Here is a 22548-nt window from a genome sequence, read left to right as displayed (position 1 = left end):
TCGATCTCCGCATCAATCGCCGCTCAAGCGGCGTTCTTGTTCTGTTGCTTGCGCGCGTAGGCCACCGCGGCCTCGCGTACCCAGGCGCCGTCGTCGATGGCCTGGCGCCGGGTGGCGACACGTTCCTGATTGCACGGGCCATTGCCCTTGAGCACTTCGTAGAACTCGTCCCACTGGATTGCACCGAAATCGTAGTGGCCGCGCTCGGCGTTCCACTTCAGTTCCGGGTCGGGGGCAGTGCAGCCGAGCAGTTCCAGTTGCGGCACGGTCTGGTCGATGAAGCGCTGGCGCAACTCATCGTTGGTCTGGCGCTTGATTTTCCAGGCCATCGACTGAGCGCTGTTGGGCGAGTGCTCGTCGCTGGGCCCGAACATCATCAGCGACGGCCACCACAGGCGGTTGATGGCGTCCTGGACCATGTCGCGCTGGGCCTGGGTGCCGTGACGCATCATGGTCAGGAGCATTTCGTAGCCCTGGCGCTGGTGGAAGCTCTCTTCCTTGCAGATGCGGATCATGGCGCGGGAGTAGGGGCCGTAGGAGGTGCGCTGCAGCACCACCTGGTTGACGATGGCGGCGCCATCCACCAGCCAGCCCACCGCGCCCATGTCGGCCCAGCTGAGGGTGGGGTAGTTGAAGATGCTCGAGTACTTGGCCTTGCCGCTGTGCAGCTTGGCGATTTCTTCATCGCGGTCGGCGCCCAGGGTTTGCATGGCGCTGTACAGGTACAGGCCGTGGCCGGCTTCGTCCTGGATCTTGGCCATCAGTTGCAGCTTGCGCTTGAGGCTGGGGGCACGGGTGACCCAGTTGCCCTCGGGCAGCATGCCGACGATTTCCGAATGGGCGTGCTGGGAGATCTGCCGGATCAGGGTCTGGCGGTAAGCCTCGGGCATCCAGTTCTTGGCTTCGATCTTGATCTCGGCGTCGATCTTTTCCTGAAAGTTGCGTTCCTCGGGGGACATTTCTTCCAGCGACTTGACCCGCTTGACTCCGGTTTCCACTAGCTGTGCGTACATGTGTTCCGACTCCTGCTAAGGCATGAGTCATTTGTAAGCGATACAAAACATAACGTCAAACATATTTGTGTGTATCGAATAATATTTGTGTATCGCTTTCGGGCCTCTTCGCGGGTTCACCCGCGAAAGGGCCGGCAGATAAAATGCAAAAAAAAGCCCCGGACAATGCCGGGGCCTGGAAGGCAAGCCGAACGGGTCAGCTGGCCAAGCGTTTGTCAAAGACGTGGCAAGCCTTGCCCTCGGAGCGCTTGAGCGAGCCGCAGGGCTGCAGCTGTACCTGGGTGCTGATGCCGATGTAGGTCTTGATCTGCTTGCTGAGCTCGCCGGTCAGCAGCTTGCGCTGGCCCTCATCGAGGTGCTGGCACTCGCCACGCAACTCCACATGCACCTCGACACTGTCGAGATTGCCATTGCGATACAGATGAATCTCGTACATCTCTGAAAGCTGTTTTATTTTAAGCACCTGTTCTTCGATCTGGGTCGGGAACACGTTGACCCCGCGAATAATCAGCATGTCATCGCTGCGGCCGGTGATCTTGCCGATCCGCCGCATCGGCCGGGCCGTACCGGGCAGCAAGCGGGTCAGGTCGCGGGTGCGGTAGCGCACCATCGGCAGGGCTTCCTTGCTCAGCGAGGTGAATACCAGCTCGCCCAGCTGGCCGTCCGGCAGGACCTGACCGGTGACCGGGTCGATGATCTCGGGGTAGAAGTGGTCTTCCCAGATGGTCGGGCCGTCCTTGGTTTCAATGCACTCCATCGCCACCCCGGGGCCTATGATTTCCGACAGGCCGTAGATGTCGAGGGCGTTGATGCCCAGGCGCTGCTCGATGGAACGGCGCAGCTCGTCGGTCCACGGTTCTGCGCCGAAGATTCCCAGACGCAGCTTGAGGTCGTGCGGGTCGATACCCTGGCGTTCGATCTCGTCGGCCAGGTTGAGCATGTAGGACGGGGTGACCATGATGATGTCGGGCTGGAAGTCGCGAATCAGCTGCACCTGCTTCTCGGTCTGGCCGCCGGACATGGGGATCACCGTGCAACCCAGGCGCTCGGCGCCGTAATGCGCACCCAGCCCGCCGGTGAACAGGCCATAGCCGTAGGAGACATGCACCTTGTCGCCTTTGCGCCCGCCAGCGGCGCGAATCGAGCGGGCGACCACATTGGCCCAGGTGTCGATGTCGTTCTGGGTGTAGCCCACCACGGTCGGCTTGCCGGTGGTGCCACTGGACGCATGCAGGCGCACCACGTCTTCCTGGGGCACGGCGAACATGCCGTAAGGGTAGTTGTCGCGCAGGTCGTTCTTACCGGTGAAGGGGAACTTGGCCAGATCTTCAAGGCATTTGAGATCGTCGGGGTGTGCGCCGTACTCGGCAAAACGCTTGCGATAGAGCGGCACGTTGTCGTAAGCGTGCTTCAGGCTCCAGCGCAGGCGCTCCAGCTGGTGCTGGCGCAGGGCGTCGATACTGGCGGTTTCCAGCGGGTCCAGCAGGGCACGATCGGCATCATGGTACATGTTCATGGCTTCACTCGAATTGTTCTTGTACGCCGCGCGGCAGCGGTTGCAGGCCGCACGGTGAGTGTCATGAGCGCAGCATATACGGCTGCGTTCGGTTCGGTAACAGGCCGATGGTCCGAGCCGCTCAGAGGCGCTCGATAACCATGGCAATGCCCTGGCCGACACCGATGCACATGGTGCACAGCGCATAACGGCCAGCGGTCTCTTCCAACTCGTGCAAGGCGGTGGTGACCAGGCGTGCACCGCTCATGCCCAGCGGATGCCCGAGGGCGATGGCACCGCCATTGCGGTTGACCCGCGAGTCGTCGTCGGCCAGGCCCAGTTCGCGCAGCACGGCCAGGCCTTGTGCGGCGAAGGCCTCGTTGAGTTCGATGACGTCCAGGTCTGCCAGCGACAAGCCGGTGAGTGCCAGCACCTTGCGGGTTGCCGGTACCGGGCCGATACCCATCAGCCTGGGTTCGACGCCGGCTACGGCCATGCCGACGATACGGCCACGGGCCTTCAGGCCGTGCCGGCGGGCAGCGTCACTGCTGGCCAGGAGCAGGGCGCAGGCGCCGTCATTGACCCCGGAGGCGTTGCCGGCGGTGACGCTGCCACCCTCACGAAACGGAGTACCGAGCCGGGCCAACTGTTCAAGGGTGGTATCGCTGCGCGGATGTTCGTCGTGCACGACCACTTTGGCCGGGCCTTTGCGCTGGGCGATCTCGACCGGCACGATTTCCCGTGCCAGCCGGCCACGCGCCTGTGCCGCTGCAGCCTTGTGCTGGCTGCGCAGGGCAAAGGCATCCTGGTCGGCGCGGGAAATACCGAACTGCTCAGCCACATTCTCGGCAGTTTCCGGCATCGAGTCGGTGCCAAAGCCACGCTGCATCAGCGGGTTGACGAAACGCCAGCCGATGGTGGTGTCGAACAGCTCGGCCGAGCGGCCGAACGCCTGATCGGATTTGCCCATGACAAACGGCGCACGCGACATCGATTCGACACCACCGGCCAGCATCAAACCGGCCTCGCCACAACGCAGGGCGCGGGCGGCACTGCCGATGGCATCCAGGCCAGAACCGCACAGGCGGTTGAGGGTGGTACCCGGCACTTCAAGGGGCAGCCCGGCCAGCAGGCTGGCCATATGGGCGACGTTACGGTTGTCTTCGCCGGCCTGGTTGGCACAACCGAGGATCACATCGTCGACGGCTTTCCAGTCCAGTTCGGGGTGGCGCTGGAGCAGGGCCTTGAGCGGGATGGCCGCGAGGTCATCGGCGCGCACGCTGCTCAAGGCCCCGCCGTAGCGGCCGATGGGTGTGCGCACGGCGTCGATGATCAAGGCATCGGCGAGGGAGTGTTCAGTCATCTTGGGTCTCCTGCGCCAGCACGGTGCCGCGCACTTTGTAGGATTTGCCATGGAACATCGCCACCAGCTCACCACGCTGGTTGTCGATGCGTACGTCGTACAGGCCGGTACGGCCTTTGCGGCTGACCTCGCTGGCATGGGCGGTCAGCACATCATCGCGCAGCGCTGGCGCCAGGTAATCGATGCTGCAGCCCAGCGCCACAGTGGCCTGGTCATAACTGTTGCAGGCAAAGGCGAACGCCGAGTCGGCCAGGGCGAACAGGAAGCCACCGTGACAGGTGCCGTGGCCCTGGATCATGTCGGCGCGTACCGGCATGCGCAGGCTCGCCCGACCCGGACCGGCATCCAGCAGGCTGATGCCCAGGCCCTGGCTGGCCTGGTCACGGGCATACATGGCGTCGGCACAGGCTTGTGCCAGTTCGGTTTCAGTCATGCAAGGTGCCTCCATTGGCTTCGCAACGGCGTAACAGCAGGGAAGGGCGATAGCGGCTTTCGCCGTAGCTGCGCTGCAGGTTGTCGAGCACGCGCAGGGTATGAGGGATGCCGACAGCCGCTGCCCAGGCCAGAGGGCCGCAGGGGTAATTGACCCCGGCGCGCATGGCCAGGTCGATGTCGGCGGCGCTGCCGACACCCTGCAGCACGGCATCGGCGGCTTCGTTGGCGAGCATGGCTACGGTGCGCAGCACTACCAGGCCGGGCAGGTCAGCAACCGCCGTCACCTTGAAACCGGCACGCTGGAGCAGCGCCACGGCGTGATCGCGGGCGCTGTCGGTGGTATCGGCTGACCACGTGATTGCCAGTCGGCTGGCCGTGCTGTAGTCCAGCGCCAGATCCAGCAGCACAAGGTTGCGCAGCCCGTCTTCACGGGCGCGCTGGCTGGCCAGGCGGCCATCGGAGAGTGCCAGGGTGGCGTCGCCCACCTGGATCAGGCCACTGCCGGCACGCTGAGTGACGGCTATACCGTTCTTGCGCAGGCGTTCAACCAATGGCTGCATCACCCCCAGGCTGCCTTCGACCACGCAGGTTTCGGCAATGGCAGGGCTGTGCAGTTCTGCTGGCTGCGGGCGTTCGGCGCCTGCGGCATAGTTGTAGAAGCCTTGGCCAGTCTTGCGGCCCAGGCGACCGGCGTCCACCAGCTCTTTTTGCACCAGCGATGGCTGGAAGCGGAAATCGCCATAGAAGGCATCGAATACCGAGCAAGTAACCGCGTAATTGACGTCGTGACCGATCAGGTCAGTCAGCTCGAAGGCCCCCATGCGGAAACCGCCAGCGTCACGCAGCAATGCATCGAGGCTGGCGCAATCGGCGGCACCTTCCTGCAGCAGGCGCAGGCTTTCGGCATAGAACGGCCGCGCCACACGGTTGACGATAAAGCCCGGTGTGGAGCGCGTGCGCACCGGCTTCTTGCCCCAGGCCTGGGCGGTTGCGTAGACACAGGCGGCCACTGGCGGATCGGTTGCCAGGCCTGAGACCACCTCGACCAGCGCCATCAGCGGTGCGGGGTTGAAGAAGTGCATGCCCACCACCTGCTGCGGCCGCGACAACCCGGCAGCGAGGCTGGTGATGGACAGTGACGACGTGTTGCTGGCGAGTATGCAGTCTTTGCCGCACAAGGCTTCCAGCTGACTGAACAGCGCCTGTTTGACCTGCAGGTTCTCGACGATGGCTTCGATCACCAGGCCTGCATCGGCCAACGCTTCGAGCGTGTCGACCGGGCACAGGCGGGCGCTGATGGTTTCATGCTCGCCTGGCTGCAACTTGCCTTTTTCCACCAGCCGGGCCAGTTGCCGGTTGATGCCGTCCACCGCCTGGGCGGCGGCACCCGGGCGGGTGTCGTACAGTTTTACCGGGTGCCCGGCCTGCGCCGCGACCTGGGCGATCCCGGCGCCCATTGCGCCGGCACCGATCACTGCCACCTGCACATTGCTTGCGAGTTGGCTCATGATCAGCGCCCCGTGAATGACGGCGTGCGCTTGTTCATGAAGGCACCCACGCCTTCACGGTAGTCTTCGCTGCGCCCGGCCAGACGCTGCAGGTCGCGCTCCAGCTCCAGCTGCTGATCGAAGCCGTTGTCGAAACTGGCATTCAGGCTGCGCTTGATCAGCGCCAGGCCATAGGTGGGCTGGGTGGCCAGGTGACGGGCAAGGGCAAAGGCTTCGTCACGCAGCGCGACATCGTCCACCACGCGATGGATCAGCCCCCATTGCTGGGCCTGTTCGGCGCCAAGGCGCTCACCCAGCATGGCCAGCGCCTTGGCCCGGGCCATGCCGACCAGGCGTGGCAGCAACCAGGTGCCACCGGAATCCGGCACCAGGCCGATCTTGCAGAAGGCCTGGATGAAGCTGGCCGAGCGGGCCGCCAGCACCAGGTCGCAGGCCAGCGGGATATTGGCCCCGGCACCCGCGGCCACGCCATTGACTGCGCAGATCACCGGCAGCGGCAGGTCGCGCAAGGTGCGCACCAAGGGGTTGTAGAACCGGTCGATGGACTCGCCCAGGTCCGGCATGTCGGCCCCGGGCGCGACGTTGCGGTCGGACAGGTCCTGGCCGGCGCAGAAGCCACGGCCTTCACCGGTCAGCAGCAACACCCGCGCCTCGCTGCTCTGGCGCACTTGCCTGAGCGCCTCGCGTACTTCCAGGTGCATGGCGGTGTTGAAGCTGTTCAGCTGTTCCGGGCGGTTCAACGAGAGGAGGGCGACGCCGTCCTCGATGGAAAACAGAATGTGCTGGAAAGTCATGACAGGCTCGCTCCGTCAGTCGAGGAAAGGGTGGGTCAGCAGCCCTGGAAACGTGCCGGGCGCTTTTCCTGAAACGCCTGAATACCTTCAGCGCGGTCGGCAGTGCCGGCCAGCAAAGTAAAGGCATGGCGCTCGAAACGCAGGCCGCTGGCCAGGTCGGTGTCGCCGGCCTTCAGTAGTGCTTCCTTGGCCAGCCGTACTGCCAGCGGCGCCTTGGCAGCGATGCTGCGCGCCACCTGCATGGCGCGCTCCACGGTAAGTTCCGGTTGAGTGAGTTCACTGACCAGGCCGGCCTGTTGGGCGTGGCGGGCGGTGATGGCTTCGCCGGTCAGCACCATCTGCATGGCCAGCGGCTTGCCCACGGCCCGCACCAGGCGCTGGGTGCCGCCAGCGCCAGGGATGATGCCGAGGGTGATTTCCGGCTGGCCGAAACGGGCGTCGCTGCCGGCGATGACAATGTCGGCGCACATCACCAGTTCGCAACCACCGCCCAGGGCATAGCCGTTGACGGCGGCAATCAGCGGTTTTGCGAACGCAGCGATGCTTTGCCAGTGGGCCACACGTGGGTCATTGAGGATGCCGACCAGATCGCGCTCGGCCATCTCGCGGATGTCGGCGCCTGCGGCGAACGCCTTGCGGCTGCCGGTAATCACCACGGCGCCGATGTGGTCGTTCTGCGCGGCTGCGGCCAACGCTGCTGCCAGCTCTGCCAGCAGCTCGGTACACAGGGCGTTGAGTGCCTCGGGCCGTTGCAAGGTCATGAGCTGGACACCGTTCTCAGGCGCCTGCACATCGAGATATCGCGGCATGTCGGGTTCCTCTGGCTGCACGCACGGCACATCGTGGGGCCGGCATTTCTTGTTGTTTGCAGGGGCGTGGCGGTGGCTCACGACCGGGTGAAGTCAGTATATGCATCATGCGATACATTTAGGCAAGCATAACAATCTGTCCGTGTATCTCTTTATCCGAATGAGCAACGAAGCCAACATTCGCTGACATGACTGAATAACGGCCTAACCTCAAGCTTTTTAGGCCTAGGACCCTGATTATTGATTCTGATCTCCCAACCTTTCAAAAGCGATACATCCCAAATCGGATTGACGATGCATTTCCATGTGATACAAGATCGCATGGAACTTCAAATCATTTCAGGAGGTTTCCCATGCCTTGCTATCGACTGGATGGCCTGACGCCCGTAGTGCACCCGACGGCCTATGTGCACCCCAGCGCAGTGCTGATTGGCGATGTCATCGTCGGCCCTCGGTGCTATGTCGGCCCTTTGGCATCGCTTAGGGGGGATTTCGGTCGCATCGTGCTCGAGGAGGGTGCCAACCTGCAGGACACCTGCGTGATGCATGGCTTCCCGGGGGGCGACACTGTAGTAGAGCGCAACGGCCATGTCGGGCACGGCGCCGTACTGCACGGTTGCCGCGTAGGCGAAGACGCCTTGATCGGCATGAACGCGGTGGTCATGGATGGCGCCCACATCGCTCCACGCTGCATCGTCGCGGCAACCGCGTTCGTCAAAGCCGGGTTCCAATGTGAGGCGCAAAGCCTGGTGATGGGCTCGCCGGCGCAGGTCAAACGCCCGTTGACCGACCAGGAACTGGCCTGGAAACAGCGCGGCACCGCCGAGTACCAGCACCTGGCGCAGCGCTGCATGAACAGCATGGTCGAATGCCCGCCGTTGGCCCAGGCCGAAGCAGGGCGCCCACGCATGGAAGACACCGGTGTTCGGCCCAAAGGCCAGGTAACGGCATGAGCCTGCCAGCCTCACGTATTGGCCAGGCGGCCCGTCGCACAGGTATAGTCGGTGCTTTATCCGCGCACAGTTCGCCCATGAGCAATCTTGCCCCACTCAATACCCTGATCACTCGCTTTCAGGAGCAGACGCCGATCCGCGCCAGTTCCCTGATCATCACCCTGTACGGCGATGCCATCGAGCCCCACGGCGGTACGGTCTGGCTGGGTAGCCTGATCAACCTGCTGGAACCGATCGGCATCAATGAGCGGCTGATCCGCACGTCGATCTTCCGCCTGACCAAGGAAGGCTGGCTCACCGCCGAAAAGGTTGGCCGGCGCAGCTATTACAGCCTGACCGGCACCGGCCGGCGGCGTTTCGAAAAAGCCTTCAAGCGGGTGTACAGCCCCAGCCAGCCAGCCTGGGACGGGGCCTGGACGCTGGTACTGCTATCGCAACTCGAGGCCGGCAAGCGCAAGGCCTTGCGTGAAGAGCTGGAGTGGCAGGGGTTTGGTGTCATGGCGCCGAACCTGCTGGGTTGCCCGCGGGCAGACCGCGCCGACCTGGCCGCCACCTTGCGTGACCTGGAAGCCAGCGACGACAGCATTGTCTTCGAAACCCACACCCAGGAAGTGCTTGCGTCCAAAGCGATGCGCGCCCAGGTGCGGGAAAGTTGGCGTATCGACGAGCTGGGGCAGCAGTACAGCGAGTTCATTCAACTGTTCAGGCCGCTATGGCAAGGGCTGAAGGAACAGCCGCAGCTTGATGCGCAGGATTGCTTCCTGGCACGCACGCTGCTGATTCACGAGTACCGCCGGCTGCTGCTGCGCGACCCGCAATTGCCTGACGAGCTGCTGCCAGGGGATTGGGAGGGAAGGGCTGCACGACAGTTGTGCCGCAACCTCTATCGCCTGGTATTCGCCAAGGCGGAGGAGTGGTTGAATGCCGCCCTGGAGACCGCAGACGGGCCTTTGCCGGACGTGAACGAGAGCTTCTACAAGCGTTTTGGCGGGTTGGCTTGATGAATTAATATCTAGCATGGTTAGCCTTATGCACCATAAGGTTTACCCCCATGAATATTAAACCTGTTGCCTTCATTTTTAATGCGTACTGTGGTTAACTTTAGGCAATTTAAGGTTGATCCCGGTGACCTTTATGGTTGAGTTTTTTCCTGTGGGATGTGCCGATACCCTCGGTAAAATCGGCTTGCTGGTCAAAGCACGACGCTTGGCGCTAGGGGTGCGCCAGGCCGACCTCAAGGAAGCGATCGGGGTTTCGCCACATGTGCTGCGCAAAATCGAGAGCGGATCGGAGCTGGTGGACTTGCGCTCGTTCATGCTCGTGCTCTGGCGGCTGGGTCTGAGCGATGTAGTCTTCACCTCGCTGGATGACCTGGAGAAACGTTCGCAGATCACACGTTTTGCCCAGGACGACGATGCAGCCGTGGGGATTGCAGCCAAGCGCGTGCGCCTGGCAAAACCCAAGCCTGAGGCGTTCTGATGTCCCGCGCCTACATCTATATGGAGCACCCCGAAACGACCGAGGTCGTGACGCTTGGCCGTCTTACCCTCAAAGGCAAGCAGGGAGAGTTCCTGTATTCTCCCGACCAGGTAGCACGGGGCGGCTGGGTGCCCGACCCGATCAATTACCCCTGCGCGCCGAAGCCTACGCCGGCATTACCAAGAACCGCTCGCAGGTAATGACCTAGATATGGCCTGCGATGCGACGAGTTCGGAGCGTATGCTCAGGTAGACCGAAGCCCTGGTACACCAGCGCAGGCACCACCACACCACCGATGGCCGTCGCCATCGGAAGGGAGGCTTGGCGCAGACTGGAGAGGGCGCCCTCGTGAATTTCCCGGCGGATCTCCATGCCAACCACCAGGAAGGAGATGGTCATGAGCCCGTCGTTGATTCAGAAGTGCAGCGATTGGGAAAATAATTGGCGAAGGCGCGCTCGGCAATTTGCTGGGCGCGGGGCACTAGGTTTTTTTGCATGGGCGCAAGAACTCCCGCATGTCGCTGCTTGTTGAGGTAGTCGCCCTGATATCAGGGCGTCCGCTCAGCGTTCGGCTTGCTGTTGCCCTCCTGCCAGCAAGCTGTCCCGGCTCTGTTGTTCAACCGTGCGCTCAATGTCACGTGCCAGCGTTTTCACATCGTGCTGGGCGATTTCCTTGGGCATCACGGCGAAGCCGATCGAGTTGTATAGCCTTCCCCACGCCGCTTGGGCATCTGAATAGGCGGCCTCACGTTGGTAGCGCGACAACAGCATTCGGCCCTCCGCGCGAATCAGCTCCAGTTCACTGCCCAGCGCGGCGTTGCGTGAGGACTGCGCGTAGTTGAGCAGGCTTTTGTCCACGCGCAGGCTTTCGTCGGCAAATTCCACTTCCTGTCGCGCCAGGTGGTAGCGCAGCACACCAACACGCACCTGCGTCAGGATTGCCATCGACAGTGCGGTGCGACGCATGTCGTCAGTCTTTTCCTGGCTTTGTTGTGCCGCAGAGATGTCCGGGTACTGCAGCAGCCGCAGCAGGTTCATGGAGACATTGATGCCGGTCTGGTTCCAGTCGCTGTTGTACAGGTACTTGTTGGAATCGTACTCGTACCCGAAGTTGAAGCTCACATTTGGCCACAGCTGTGCCTTGGCGATTTTCAGGTCATTCATGCTGACGCGCTTGCGGTACCACTCTTCCATGATTTCCGGGCGGTGCTCCAGTGACAGGCGTTCCAGCTGTTCGACATTGCCGGTCAACAGTGGCAGCGGCTGTTCGCTGTTATCGGCCAGTACCATGCGGGTGTTGGGGGGCAGGGACATCAGCGCGGCCAACTCGGCACGGGCGAATTCCAGGTCCTGGCGGCGTACGGTGAGCATGTACACCGAATCGAGCAGGGCGCGCTGGTAGGCGAGGATGTCCTGGCGCGGCAGCAGGCCTTTGCCTTCGGCTTCACGGGCCGAGGTCAGGGCACGGTGGGTGCGCATCAGCAGGCCGTCTACCTCGGGCAGCAGGCGCTGTGCGCCAAGGGCACGCCAGTAGGCATTGCGCACGTCCTGCAGCACGTTCTGCGCGACCTTCTCGCGGCGCTCCTCCGCCATCAGCATCTGGTCATTCTTCTGCTGGGTACGGAAGTAGGCGACACCGAAGTCCAGCAGGCTCCAGGACAGGCCGAGGCTGTACAGGGTGCGATAGCGTTCTTCCGAGGTGGACGGGCGCAAGCTCACCTGGCGGTCTTCGATACCGATCGAGGTGCCGCCGGAATCGTTGTTGCGCCCGGCATAACCGGCAGAGGCCACCAGCCGCGGCAGCATCTCGTGGCTCGACACGTCGCGCAGGTCGGAGGCCAGCGCGCTTTCCAGCAGCTTCAGGCGGTAGTCGAGGTTGTACTTGAGGGCCCGCGCCGAGGCTTCATAGAAGGTGATCGGCCCGTGGACCGGCTCCTGCTCCTTGTACATGCGCGCCTGGTCCTCGATCACCCGCTGACGCATTTCGTCTTCGGTGTAAGGCTTGGGCTCGAAGGCCGAACAGGCACTGAGCAGCACACTGACGGCAGTGAAGGTGCTAAAGCTTTTCAAAGTTGAAACTGGCATAGACAGTCCTTGTTCAATCCGTGAATGATCGGCTCATGGGGCGCTACTGCCGAGGCGCTGGGCCGCTTCACGCAGTTGCGCACGGAAGCCGCGGGCAGACTGTGGCGGTTTCTCTGGCTGCGCCACCATGTCGGTGTGCGTGGTGGCCCACAGGGAATGGTCGGGCAGCAGGCCATCTGCGGTCAGGCTGACTACCCCATGGCGGCCGTCGACCCAGTTCTGGTCCTCGGCGCTGGCTTGGCGGCTTTGCGCCACCGCGCCAGCGACGAACTGCCCGTTTACCTGGCCAAGCTGGCTACCCAGCGACTGGCTTTCGACCTCGGGCGTGGCGAACAGGCGCACATCGCTGCCATCGGTGCCCCAGGCCGACAGCGTCAGGCTCTGATTGATGCGTTCGACCACCGGTGCGACGAAGACGGCCGGGCTGACGTCTGGCAGTGGCAGGCTACCCAGGGTGTCCCGGCCATCGCGCCCGAGATACGGGCCAGGAGGGATGTACGGTGTGGAAATGTCCAGGGTGATGACCAGCTGTGCCTGGTCAGTGGCCCCGGCCAGGTCGCTGATGGTGTAGGTGAACGTGTCCCTGAGCACCTGGCCAAGCCCCGCCGCAGCCAGCACCTCGCGGTTGCTCAGGTCGATGGTATAGGTGTAACTGCCGTCTGCATTGAGCATCAGGGTGCCGTACTGGCCGGCGATGGGCTGGCCGATCACGCCGAGTGCGCCAGAACCGGCTTCCTGGCCGGTGCGGATGGCCGTTACGGTCAGTGCGTCCCCCCCGTCGACATCACTGTCGTTGGGCAGCACATTACCGCTTGTGTGCGGTGCCGGGACCTGGTCGCTGGCACTGTTGCTGTCGTCACGGGCGACCGGGTTGTCGTTGGCCCCCTGTACGGTGACCGTCAGGCGCGCGTCAGCGGTGATGCCGTCGGTATCGCGCATGCGGTAGGTGAACACCTCCCTGAGCGACTCGCCCGCAGTGCGCATGGCCTGCACGATCGGGTTGCTGTTGTCGACGATGTACTGGTAAGTGCCGTCGGCAGTGATCAGCAGCGTACCGTACAGGCCCAGCAGTGCCTGGCCGGCCGTGGCCGTCTGGCCATTTTCGGCGGTGTACTGCAGGACAGTTTTCGTTTCGCCGTACTGCACGCCGTCGACATCGGTGTCGTTGTCCAGCACGTTGCCGCGCGGATCGACGCCGACAGTGCCATTGTTAACGCCGCCGGCTTCCACGGCGGTGGCAGTGTCGTCATTGGCCGCGGGGTAGTCGTTACGACCGTCGACGGTGATGGTCAGCAGGCCATTGGCGGTACCGCCCCAGAAGTCGGCCAGCAGGTAGGTGAAATGGTCGACCAGGGTCTGGCCGCTGGTGCGCAGTTGTTGTACCGCCTGCAGGCTGTTGTCCAGCACGTAGCTCCAGCTGCCGTCGCCATTGAGGGTGAGGTCGCCGTACTGGCCACGCAGGGCCTGTCCGACCACGGTGGCGTCGGCTGGCAGCGGGCCGTCACCGCTCCAGAAGGCCAGTACCTCGAGGGTTTCCGGGAACAGGATGTTGATGGTGTCCGGGTCGCTGTCGTTTTCCATCACATTGCCAGCGGGGTCGCTGCCCGGGATGTTGTTGTCCACGCCACCGGCTTCGATGGCCAAGCCCTGATCGGGCACGGCAACTGGCGGCTGGTTTTCGCCGCGAATGAAAATGGTCAGGGTAGCGGTGTCGCTCAAACCGCCGCCATCGGTGACCTGATAGGTATAGCGCTGGATGACGAAGCCCAGCGGGCCCAGCGCGATGATGGTGGGGTCGCTGGAATTGACCACGAACCGGTAGCTGCCGTCGGCATTCAGGGTCAGGGTGCCGAAGTTGGTGGTCAAGGTCGCGCTGCCGGTGAGCGGGTCGAGGGCAGGGTTGCTGCCCTCGGCGCCCAGGCCCACGGCGGTCACTACTTTGCTGTCGTTGGCGTCGACGTCGGTGTCGTTGTTCAGCACATTGCCCGTGGGGTTGCGCCCACCGCTGCCATCGTCGTCCACGGCCACCGCATAAGCGAAATCGTCGTTGGCTACCGGGGTGTCGTAACGGCCCTCGAGGGTGATGTTGATCTGCGCCTGCGAGGTGGCACCGTCGGTATCATGCATGCGGTAGCTGAAGGTTTCGCGCAGCTGCTCGCCAGCCTTGAGTGCCTGCACGGCGGCCAGGCTGTCGTTGACGGTATAGACGTAGTTGCCGTTGGCATCGATGCTGAGCGTGCCATAGGCACCGACGACCACGGTCGCACCGGCATTGACCTGGATGAAGGTGCCGCCGGCGGCGAGGGTGCCCAGGTAGATGCCATCGACGGTCTTGCTGTCGCCGGCATCCACATCACTGTCGTTGTCCAGGGCGTTGCCGCTGCCGGGCTGCCCCGGGGTGGCGTTGTCGACGCCCCCGGCCTCGATGGCGATGGCGCTGTCGTCTGTGGCGGTGGGGGTGTCGTTGCGGCCATGGATGACTACGGTGAAGGTGGCGCTGACGACCTTGCCGTTGCCATCGCTGACGCTGTACTGGAATACCTCGGTGAGTCGGTCGGCATCGGTCCGCAGGGCCTGCACCGCGCTGTTGCTGTTGTCTACCACATAGCTGTAATTGCCCTGGGCATCGAGCACCAGGCTGCCGTAGTTGCCGACCAAGGCTTGGCCAGGGGTGCCATTGATGCCATTGGGGCTGACCACTGCGCTGATGGTCAGGGTATCGCCATCCGGGTCGCTGTAGGCCCCGCGGATGCTGCCGGCAGGGTCGAGGCCCGGTTGAGCGTTGTTCAGCCCGCCGGCTTCGATGGCATCGATGCTGACCGGGTTGACGATGGGTGGGTCATTGACCCCGGTCACCGTGATCACCAGTTGCGCCTGGTCGGTCAGGCCGCCGCTGTCATGGATCTGGTAGGTGAAGATCACGTCCAGGCTTTGCCCGGCAGTCAGCGTCCGGATCGACGGCTCGGCGCTGTTGACCGCGAAGCTGTAGCTGCCGTCCTCATGGAGGGTCAGCTGGCCGAAGCTGCCGATGATCAAGCTGCCGTCGGCCAGCCGCGCCACACTGCCAGTAATGGCGGCGGGCGCGCCGTTGGCCACCGGGCTTGGCACACCACCGGCATTTTCCAGGCCGCTGCGCACGCCGTCGACCTTGAGCTGGGTGGCGGTTGGCTGGTCCAGGTTGTCGACGTCAGTGTCGGCCCCCACGCCAGCATTGCCGGTGATAACGTTACCGCTGGCATTGACCGGCGCCGGGCTGCCGTCGCTCGCCCCGGCAGTTGCGCTGCCCTGGTCGTCCACGGCTACCGGTGCATCGTTCGCACCCTGAAGGGTGATGGTCAGGATATTGACCGAGCTCAGGCCGCCGGTGTCGGCCATCTGGTAGGTGAACACCTCGCTCAGGCTCTGCCCGGGGGAGAGTGCCTGCACGGCAGCATTGTCATTGTCGATGACGTAGCGGTAGCTGCCGTCGGTGTTGATGGTGAGCGTGCCGAAGTTCACTTGCACACTGGTCGCCTGGCCGCTGATGACCGGGATGATTTGCCCGCCGCCCGGGCCGTCGTAGCGCACGGCGGTGACCTGCCTGGTCTCGCCCAGTGCCACCGAGTCTACATCGGTGTCGTTGGTCAGCACATTGCCGGTGGCGTCCTGGCCTGCTGTCGTGTTGTTGGTGCCGCCGGCCTCGAGGGCGGTGCCTTCGTCAGCGTTGGCCACGGGGGTATCGTTGGCGCCGTGGATATTCACCTGCAGCACCGAGCTGCTGGTCAGGCCACCGCTGTCGACGATGTCGTAGCCGAAGAAGTCGCTGATGAAGTTGCCGGCGGTGCGCAGCGCCTGCACCTCAAGGTTGGCGTTGTCGACGATGTACTGGAACCCGCCGCCTGCGGTGATCAGCAACGTGCCGTAGCGCCCCAGCAGGGTGGTGACCCCGTTGGGCGCTACCGCAACGCCGCCGGGCACGATATTGCTGGCGATGCGGGTGACGGTGAGCACGTCATCGTTGGTCTGGATATCAACGTCGGTGTCGTTGCCCAGCACGTTGCCAGTCGGGTTGACGCCCGGGTCGCCGTTGTTGAAGCCACCGGCCTCCACGGCAATGGCAATGTCAGGGTGGGCGACCGGCGCGTCGTTGACGGGGTCGATGACGATGTTCATCACGTCGGTGTCGGTCAGCGCATCGGCCGGGTTCTGGCCCGGGATGCCGTCGCCATTGAGCGGGGCGTCGCCGAAGTTGCCCTGGTCATGGGTAACCATGGTCAGGGTTTCGGCATCGCGGAAGGTGTTGAAGTCCTGGTCGCCTTTGTAATACAGCTGGCTGAGCAGCACGTTCAGTTCGTTCAGGGTGCCGGTCAGTACCAGGTTGCGGCCGGCATTGGCGGGCGGCTTGGCATTTGCAGCAGGCGGCGTAGCGGTCTGCCAGATGACGCCGTGGACCACGGTCAGGGTAATGGTCATGATGCCATCGGTGTTGCCGGCGTTGACGTCCACGTCACTGGTGGCCAGGCCGACGATGTTCAGCACGGTATCTTCCTCGCCGTGCTGGTCCGCCACCGTGTTGATCGGCGCTTCGTTGATGTGCACGTAGCCTGCGTCGGCGGTGCCGGTGCTGCCTTCGCCCAGGGCCAGGCTGATGCTGCCCAGGCCGCCAGTGGCGGCGCCGCTGTCGGTATCGATACGCACGCGGAAGGTGTTGTTGGCACTTGCCTGGTGGTCCTGCGCCACGGCGATCAGGTAGCTGCCCGAGGGCAGCAGGGCAAACTGGTAAAGGCCGCCGTTGGCGGTGACGGTGCTGAAGGTGCGGTCGTCGCCGTTGCCAAAGATGCCATCGTCACCGGCCCAGGTGAGGGTAACGCCGACGCCGTCCAGGCCAGGGCCGTCAGGGCTGACACTGTCGTTGGCGCTGCGGGTGTCGTCCCACAGCGTGCCCTGGATCACGCCCATGCCGGCGCCGTCGCTGAGGACGTAGTTGTTCAGGCCGCTGGGGCCGTCCTGGCCGGTACGCTCGCCATCGATGCTGCCGCCGGCATCGGGCACCGACCCACCCCAGCCATTGGTTTCGAAATCGGTCGGCAGGCTGGTCCAGGTCAGCACGGCGGAGCTGGCGGCATTGTCGGCGATGGTCTGGTTGGGCAGTGTGACGGTGTAGATCACCTGGACCGTGTCGTTCGGCGCAAGCCGGTCGAAGTCCACGGCAATGGCCGCGCCGTCGGTGAAGGTCACGCCGACGGGCAGGTTGGCAAGGTCCAGCGCCACGCCGTTGATCAGGATGCCCTGCACCTGGTAGTTGCTGCCGTTGGGGAACTGGTCGGCCAGGTGAGTGTTATAGGCGGGCACGCCGCCATCCTGGGTAAAGCTGACCGACACGGTGGCGTCGGTGGTACCGGCGACGGTGCCTGGGGCCACGTCGATGACCGACTTGTCCATGCTGGTGAAGCTGGGTTCTACCACGCGCTCGAACAGGGTATCGCTCTTGCCGCGGTCCACCCCGTCGCCGAGGCCGACGTGCTCGAATACGGTCATGCCCAGTTGAGTATTGGCCTGGTTGTCGACGACGTTGCGCACGCGTACGTTGAATTCGAGGATCACCCCTTCGATGTCGCTGTCGTTGGTCTCGTTATTGGTCAGGTTGCCCAGGTTGAAGGTGATGGTCTGGCTGCCGTCGGGATTGGGATTGATCAACAGCCGGCCATTGTTGCCATCGAAAACGCCGGAGGGCACCGTACCGCCAAGGTCGGTGTGGATCGGCAAGGCCACTTCACTGTTCTGGTTGCCGGTCATGTACAGGATGCTGGTACTGGTGACCAGGTTGGTGGCGTCGGTGGTCAGGCCACCCAGCTGGCTCGACACCAAGGCAATCAGGATATTGTTGAGGTCGGCGGGGATGAACTCCAGGCCCGGGGCCAGTTCGATGCGTATCTGGTAATTGGGGTTCTCGCCCGTGGGCACCAGCACGGCTACCCGGTAACGGACAATTTCACCGACCACCACCGTTTCCACCAGGCCGCTGGTGTCGGTGGCGCCGCTGGTATTAGTGGCCGGGGCGGTATCGCTGACACCCCCCACACGCGACACCTGGATGCCATTGGTGACCGGAATGAGCAGGGCACTCAGCACCCGGTAATCATTGAGCTGGCCACCATTGAGCAGGCCATCGTCGCCGCTGCGCTCGCCACTGACGGTGTCGGTGGTGTTGCTGCTACCGTTCAGGCTGGTCCAGCGCACCTCGACAGTGTTGGCAATGGCTGCTTCACCGGCGGCAGTGGCATTCACCACCCCGCTCAGGGTGATGACGATGCTGCCACCATTGGCGATGTCGATGTTGGCACCGTTGGCTGTCACCAGCTGGCCGTTGAGGATGACGAAATCAACGCCGGTGTTGTTGGTGGCGCCGCCGTTGTACTGGATGGTACCACTGATAACCAGGCCGTCGATTTCGCTCGGCAGCACGTCGAGCAGGCTGATGTCGAATGCGTCGGTGCCTGAGTTGTTGGCCACGGTGATGGTGAAGGTGACGGTATCCCCCTCGTCAAAACCGCCGAAAGTGGGGGTGGATGTGATCTGCTGGGTGACGCTCAACGTCGGCTCGACGATGGTCACGGCGGTCTGCTGGGCGCTGTTGAGGCTGCGATCGACCGCAGTAGCACCGTTGGGGGTGTCACCGTCCGGGTCGCTGTAGACCAGTTGCGCGCCGTTGTTGAGTGTGGTGCCTTGCTGGTTGCCGGTGACATTGCTGGCCACCAGCACCAGGCGGATGACAAAGCTGTTGTTGCCGACGATGTTGTCGGCGGCGGCCCCGGCGCTGTCGAACACCAGCATCAGGTCGGCGCCGTCGCTGCCGTCGAGGGTCACCGGGTTGACGTTGAGCACGCCGTTGAAGTCGGCCGCCAAGGCGCCGCTGCCCGCCGCGGTGGTAATGATCTGGTAGCCCAGGTTGCCGTTGAACCGTGGGTCCAGGCGCAGGCCAGGGGGTATCAGGTCGTTGATGCGCAGGCTGCCCGTCGAGCCCTCGGGCAGGCCGACGACGATGTCATAGGTGATGCTTTCGCCAATCACCAGGTTACTGCCGGTAGTGTGGGTGGCGCTGGAGTCATCCTCGGTGAGGCTGCCGTCCTTGTAGGCTTTGATGATGGTCGGGGCGGCGACCTGCTGATTGGCGACTTCGGTGAGGTCTGTCGGCGTGAAGTCCTGGCCGCCGTTGACGCTGGCGTAATAGGTCAGTGCCGCAGTGCTCTGCAGGGTGCTGGACGCCAGGATGGCGTTGTCCACCGTGACGTCGTAGGTGATGACCACCAGGTTGGCGCCGGCCAGGTCGCTGGCGCTGCCTGCACGCCCGGCAAGCAAGCTGGCCTGGCCGTTGGCGTCAAGGAAGGTGATCGCGTTGCCGCTGACACTGTAGTCGGTGCCCTGCACCAGCAAGGTGCCGTCACCGCGGTAGATCTGCAGGTTGGCCGCGCTCAGGCTGCCACCGACGAATGACAGGCCGGCAGGCAGGGCGATGCTGGTGCTGACATCGTAGGCGCCGCCGCCGCCGGTGTTCTTCAGGGCAGTGGCCAGGCGCAGGGTGTCAGCACCATCGATGTCGCTGACATTGCCGTCCACCGCCGCCAGGCTGGTAACGCTGCCGCTGAACGGTACGCCACTGGAACCTGGCGCAGTCCAGTTTCCGGTCGTACCGGTGACCGTGCCATGGGTGCTTGAGACCACGCCGTGCTTGATGTCCAGCACAGGTTCGGCAACCGACTCGATCACAGCCACATCCGACGACGTAAGTACCGTCTTGTCCACCGTGGTGGTCTGGCTCGACTGCGCCAGCACGTCCAGCTCACGCTGGTCGGCATAGGGCTGGTCGCCGACGACCATGGTGAAGCGCACCTGCACCGTGGCGCCGTTTAGCCCGCCGGATACATAGTTGCCGAAGTCGAAGATGATCGAGTTGCCGGGGCCTGTCGCGACGCTGTCGGGTACATCGAGCGTGGTATTGCCGATGCCGAACGCCCATTGGCCCACGCCGGTGCCGAAGCTCCAGGCAATGCCACTGGCGTCGAGCAAGGGCAGTGGCAGGTAGGCGGTGAGCTTGAAGTTCTCGTAGTCGGCAACCAGCAGGTCATAGCTGAGGGTGAACGTCACCACGTCACCCGGGCGCAGTTCACCGTTGGTCGGCGGGTTGCCGCCGTTGACCTGGGTGAGCTCGATATCGACAGCGGAGGTGTCGATGGTGCTCAAGGTGCCTGAGCCGTCGGTCTGCAGGCCGCCGAGGTTGACCGAGTCACGCAGTACGGTGGCGTCCACCGTGGCATTGTTGCCGACGCTGTCGCCTTCGTTGAGCTCGTCATGAGGCGGGTGGTCGCTCGTGTAGCTGGTGTCGATCGTCGCGTCGTAGACGATGCTCAGGCGTGTGGCGCCTTCCTGCACCGTGTCGTCGTAGAGGTCTCCAAATAGCGCTGCGATGCCCGGACCGGCGACGGCCTGACGGATGGATTCGGCAATGTCGAAGACTAGCGTGGTGCTGCCGTCGGCGTTGATCGTCTGGGTGTAGACCAAGGCGGTGCTCTGGCTGACGCCATGCTGCTGGATGATCAGGGTGGGCGGGTTGCCCGGGTCGAACGTCTGGCCATCGCTGAGCAGGTCGGTGAGGGTGAACTGGCCTTGCTCCAGGATGTTCTCGCCAAAGGCGAAGAAGTCGGAGACGGCTACGTCCATGGTGTAGCGCAAGGTGTCGCCGGGCGTAAGGCCGGTCGAGCCGATATCATTCTGCAGGTTGACCTGCTTGAGCAGGGTAATCGACTTGGCCACGAAGGTAACCCCCTGGCCATTGCCGGTTTCACTGAACGGGTAGCCGTCCGGATCGGTGGGGCGGTCGCGTGGATCCAGCGGGTTCCAGCTGCCGGTCACGCTGGCGGTGCCAAAGTCGATCTGCACCGGGTTGCCGGTGGCCGGGTCGATCACTGGCCGGCCATTGGCGTCGATTTCCGGCACATAGAAACTGACCTGGGTTTCGCTGGCTGCGCTGAGGCTGTCGTAATGGATGTCGTAGCTGGCTACGAACGCATTGGGGTTGGCCAGTGCCAGGGCGATCAGGGCCGGGTTGGTGAGGACGGTGCCGTCGTGCAGGGTGACCGACGTCAGGGTGCCTCCCGTGCCCGGGATGATGGCGCTGACATGCACCTGGTCGGGCACGGTCTGGGTGACGGTGACATTGCTCAGGGTCTGCCCTGGCGCCGGGGTCACGGTAACGGTCTGGGTGCGGGTGAAGTTGGGCCCGGTGACGGTTTCGCCTTCGGGCATGTTCACCGTTTGCGTGACTTTCAGCAGGGTCGGGGTAATGACGAAACTGTGCAGCGCGCTTTCAACCAGGCTCGGATCCTGGGCTGGGTTGTTCAGTGAGTCGTTGCCGTATTCGAAGCCGGCTCGGGTATTGATGGTGAGATTCGGCGCGCCGTCGGAGTAGGGGGTGTCGGCCAGGTTGCTCAGCTGCGCGGTGATCTGCACATCGATGCTGGGTTGGCCGTTGGTGACACTGGCGTAGGGCAGCTGCAGCACCACCATCTGGTCCCCGGGCTTCATCCCCACGGTGGCGGCGTTGATCACCACGGCATTGCCGCTGGCGTCCTTGGCCAGCGGGTGCACGGCATTGCCGTTGGCATCGAAGGTGATCACGAAGCTGTTCACCGCCTGGCCCAGGTAGGTGGCGGCGACGAAGATGGCGCCGTCATCGCCGTCGCGCCCGGTCGTCGGCATGAACACGTCGATGAACGGGGCATAACCTTCCTGGGAGGAGGGGTTGCTGAAACTCACGGTAAAGGTGAACTGCTCGCCCAACTGCACATCGGCGCCGGCACTGCCGAGGCTGGCCGTAGGGCTGGCATCGGCCAGCAGGCCGTGAAAACTGTCCAGGGTAGTGGCCGCCAGGGCAATGGCCTTGTCGACATCGCCGTTGCTGACCTCAAGGCGCCAGTCGCCGCCCGCCAGCGTGCTGCCGGTGGCATTGCTGGAGGCGCCGACGTCAGCGCCGGTCCAGCGTGCCAGCTCGTCGACCAACGCCTGGCCGGCGCTACCGGTGCCAACGTCGCACCCGTACAACTGGATATCTGCACCGCTGTTCAGCTCACCGCGCCAGGCGCTGAGGCGGTCACCCAGTTGTTCGACGGTCTGACGGGTGAAGACCTGGTTGCCCAGGGTGAACTGGCCGGAGGTGCCGTGCGAAAACACCTGGATGGAATCGATCTTGCCCAGTTGCGCCAAGGCGTTGCTGATGGCGGCGATCGCATCCTGGCCAGGGTCGACTACCAGCGCGGTGGTACCGGCTGGCAGGTTGGCTGCCAACTGGTCGCGGTTTTCCACGCGGGCATCGATCACCACCAGGTTGCGTGCGGCGGGCACCGGGGCGCCGGTTTGCGCCTCGCTGGCGGTGGGCGCGGGGTGGCTGCTGTCCTTGGACTCGGCAGGGCTGGCATCGATGTGGTGTTGCTGATCGACGGCGGCTGCGGCGGCGCCGTCGAACAGGATGCGTTGTTCAAGTGCCACCGTCTGCGATCGGGGGCGTGAAACAGTGGCAAAGCCGGCTCTGCTCTTGATGTCCATTTCCGTACCCTGCTCAGAAGGTCGACGCCAGATTCG

At 63.8% G+C, this 22548-nt stretch carries 12 protein-coding genes and 1 pseudogene; 3 read left to right on the top strand and 10 right to left on the bottom strand.

The annotated features are described in order from the left end of the window. Positions 1-23: 23 nt before the first annotated feature. The 7 genes from paaA to paaF form a co-directional block, all read right to left on the bottom strand. Positions 24-1013, bottom strand: coding sequence for a 1,2-phenylacetyl-CoA epoxidase subunit PaaA (gene paaA / locus AC5O5I_RS13940; protein ID WP_494510957.1), 990 nt, complete (start codon positions 1011-1013; stop codon positions 24-26). A 196-nt stretch (positions 1014-1209) separates the two neighbouring features. Then, complete coding sequence (gene paaK, locus AC5O5I_RS13935) at positions 1210-2529, bottom strand: phenylacetate--CoA ligase PaaK (RefSeq protein WP_172220967.1); 1320 nt, start codon at positions 2527-2529, stop codon at positions 1210-1212. Between the two features lie 121 nt (positions 2530-2650). After that, positions 2651-3871 (bottom strand): 3-oxoadipyl-CoA thiolase, encoded by a 1221-nt coding sequence (pcaF, locus tag AC5O5I_RS13930; protein WP_172220965.1) that lies wholly within the window; start codon positions 3869-3871, stop codon positions 2651-2653. Next, positions 3864-4304, bottom strand: a complete 441-nt coding sequence (gene paaI / locus AC5O5I_RS13925) for a hydroxyphenylacetyl-CoA thioesterase PaaI (RefSeq protein WP_172220962.1) — start codon at positions 4302-4304, stop codon at positions 3864-3866. Before paaI ends, pcaF begins: the two co-directional genes overlap by 8 nt. Then, positions 4297-5814 carry a 3-hydroxyacyl-CoA dehydrogenase PaaH gene (gene paaH / locus AC5O5I_RS13920; protein WP_494510956.1) on the bottom strand — a complete coding sequence of 506 codons (1518 nt, stop codon included), beginning with the start codon at positions 5812-5814 and terminating at the stop codon, positions 4297-4299. Before paaH ends, paaI begins: the two co-directional genes overlap by 8 nt. Before the next feature lie 2 nt (positions 5815-5816). Further along, positions 5817-6608 (bottom strand): 2-(1,2-epoxy-1,2-dihydrophenyl)acetyl-CoA isomerase PaaG, encoded by a 792-nt coding sequence (gene paaG, locus AC5O5I_RS13915; RefSeq protein WP_494510955.1) that lies wholly within the window; start codon positions 6606-6608, stop codon positions 5817-5819. Positions 6609-6643: 35 nt separating this feature from the next. After that, positions 6644-7417, bottom strand: coding sequence for a 2,3-dehydroadipyl-CoA hydratase PaaF (gene paaF / locus AC5O5I_RS13910; RefSeq protein ID WP_494510954.1), 774 nt, complete (start codon positions 7415-7417; stop codon positions 6644-6646). Positions 7418-7770: 353 nt separating this feature from the next. On the opposite strand from paaF, the gene paaY reads away from it, so the two are divergent. From paaY to AC5O5I_RS13895, 3 genes are all read left to right on the top strand, one after another. Continuing rightward, complete coding sequence (gene paaY, locus AC5O5I_RS13905) at positions 7771-8370, top strand: phenylacetic acid degradation protein PaaY (RefSeq protein ID WP_172220950.1); 600 nt, start codon at positions 7771-7773, stop codon at positions 8368-8370. A gap of 77 nt (positions 8371-8447) precedes the next feature. Next, complete coding sequence (gene paaX / locus AC5O5I_RS13900) at positions 8448-9371, top strand: phenylacetic acid degradation operon negative regulatory protein PaaX (protein ID WP_175586110.1); 924 nt, start codon at positions 8448-8450, stop codon at positions 9369-9371. Between the two features lie 124 nt (positions 9372-9495). After that, positions 9496-9849 (top strand): helix-turn-helix domain-containing protein, encoded by a 354-nt coding sequence (locus AC5O5I_RS13895; RefSeq protein WP_372242854.1) that lies wholly within the window; start codon positions 9496-9498, stop codon positions 9847-9849. Positions 9850-10101: 252 nt separating this feature from the next. On the opposite strand, the pseudogene AC5O5I_RS13890 reads toward AC5O5I_RS13895, so the two are convergent. The 3 genes and pseudogenes from AC5O5I_RS13890 to AC5O5I_RS13880 all read right to left on the bottom strand — a co-directional run. Then, a pseudogene (locus AC5O5I_RS13890) lies at positions 10102-10263 on the bottom strand (Na+/H+ antiporter NhaA); the annotation flags it as partial. 147 nt (positions 10264-10410) lie between these two features. After that, complete coding sequence (locus AC5O5I_RS13885) at positions 10411-11934, bottom strand: TolC family protein (protein ID WP_494510953.1); 1524 nt, start codon at positions 11932-11934, stop codon at positions 10411-10413. 33 nt (positions 11935-11967) lie between these two features. After that, positions 11968-22512: a cadherin-like domain-containing protein gene (locus AC5O5I_RS13880; protein WP_494512736.1), complete on the bottom strand. Its 10545-nt coding sequence runs from the start codon at positions 22510-22512 to the stop codon at positions 11968-11970. Positions 22513-22548: the final 36 nt, after the last annotated feature.

This window comes from Pseudomonas sp. 9_2_1, from assembly GCF_059295275.1.
Note: the sequence above shows the minus strand (reverse complement) of the source record. Positions and strands in the feature narration are given on the sequence as shown.

Bases quoted from the DNA above. Each gene is read 5' to 3' on its own strand.
- paaA (WP_494510957.1), bottom strand. From the start codon at position 1,013: ATGTACGCACAGCTAGTGGAAACCGGAGTCAAGCGGGTCAAGTCGCTG.
- paaK (WP_172220967.1), bottom strand. From the start codon at position 2,529: ATGAACATGTACCATGATGCCGATCGTGCCCTGCTGGACCCGCTGGAA.
- pcaF (WP_172220965.1), bottom strand. From the start codon at position 3,871: ATGACTGAACACTCCCTCGCCGATGCCTTGATCATCGACGCCGTGCGC.
- paaI (WP_172220962.1), bottom strand. From the start codon at position 4,304: ATGACTGAAACCGAACTGGCACAAGCCTGTGCCGACGCCATGTATGCC.
- paaH (WP_494510956.1), bottom strand. From the start codon at position 5,814: ATGAGCCAACTCGCAAGCAATGTGCAGGTGGCAGTGATCGGTGCCGGC.
- paaG (WP_494510955.1), bottom strand. From the start codon at position 6,608: ATGACTTTCCAGCACATTCTGTTTTCCATCGAGGACGGCGTCGCCCTC.
- paaF (WP_494510954.1), bottom strand. From the start codon at position 7,417: ATGCCGCGATATCTCGATGTGCAGGCGCCTGAGAACGGTGTCCAGCTC.
- paaY (WP_172220950.1), top strand. From the start codon at position 7,771: ATGCCTTGCTATCGACTGGATGGCCTGACGCCCGTAGTGCACCCGACG.
- paaX (WP_175586110.1), top strand. From the start codon at position 8,448: ATGAGCAATCTTGCCCCACTCAATACCCTGATCACTCGCTTTCAGGAG.
- AC5O5I_RS13885 (WP_494510953.1), bottom strand. From the start codon at position 11,934: ATGCCAGTTTCAACTTTGAAAAGCTTTAGCACCTTCACTGCCGTCAGT.
- AC5O5I_RS13880 (WP_494512736.1), bottom strand. From the start codon at position 22,512: ATGGACATCAAGAGCAGAGCCGGCTTTGCCACTGTTTCACGCCCCCGA.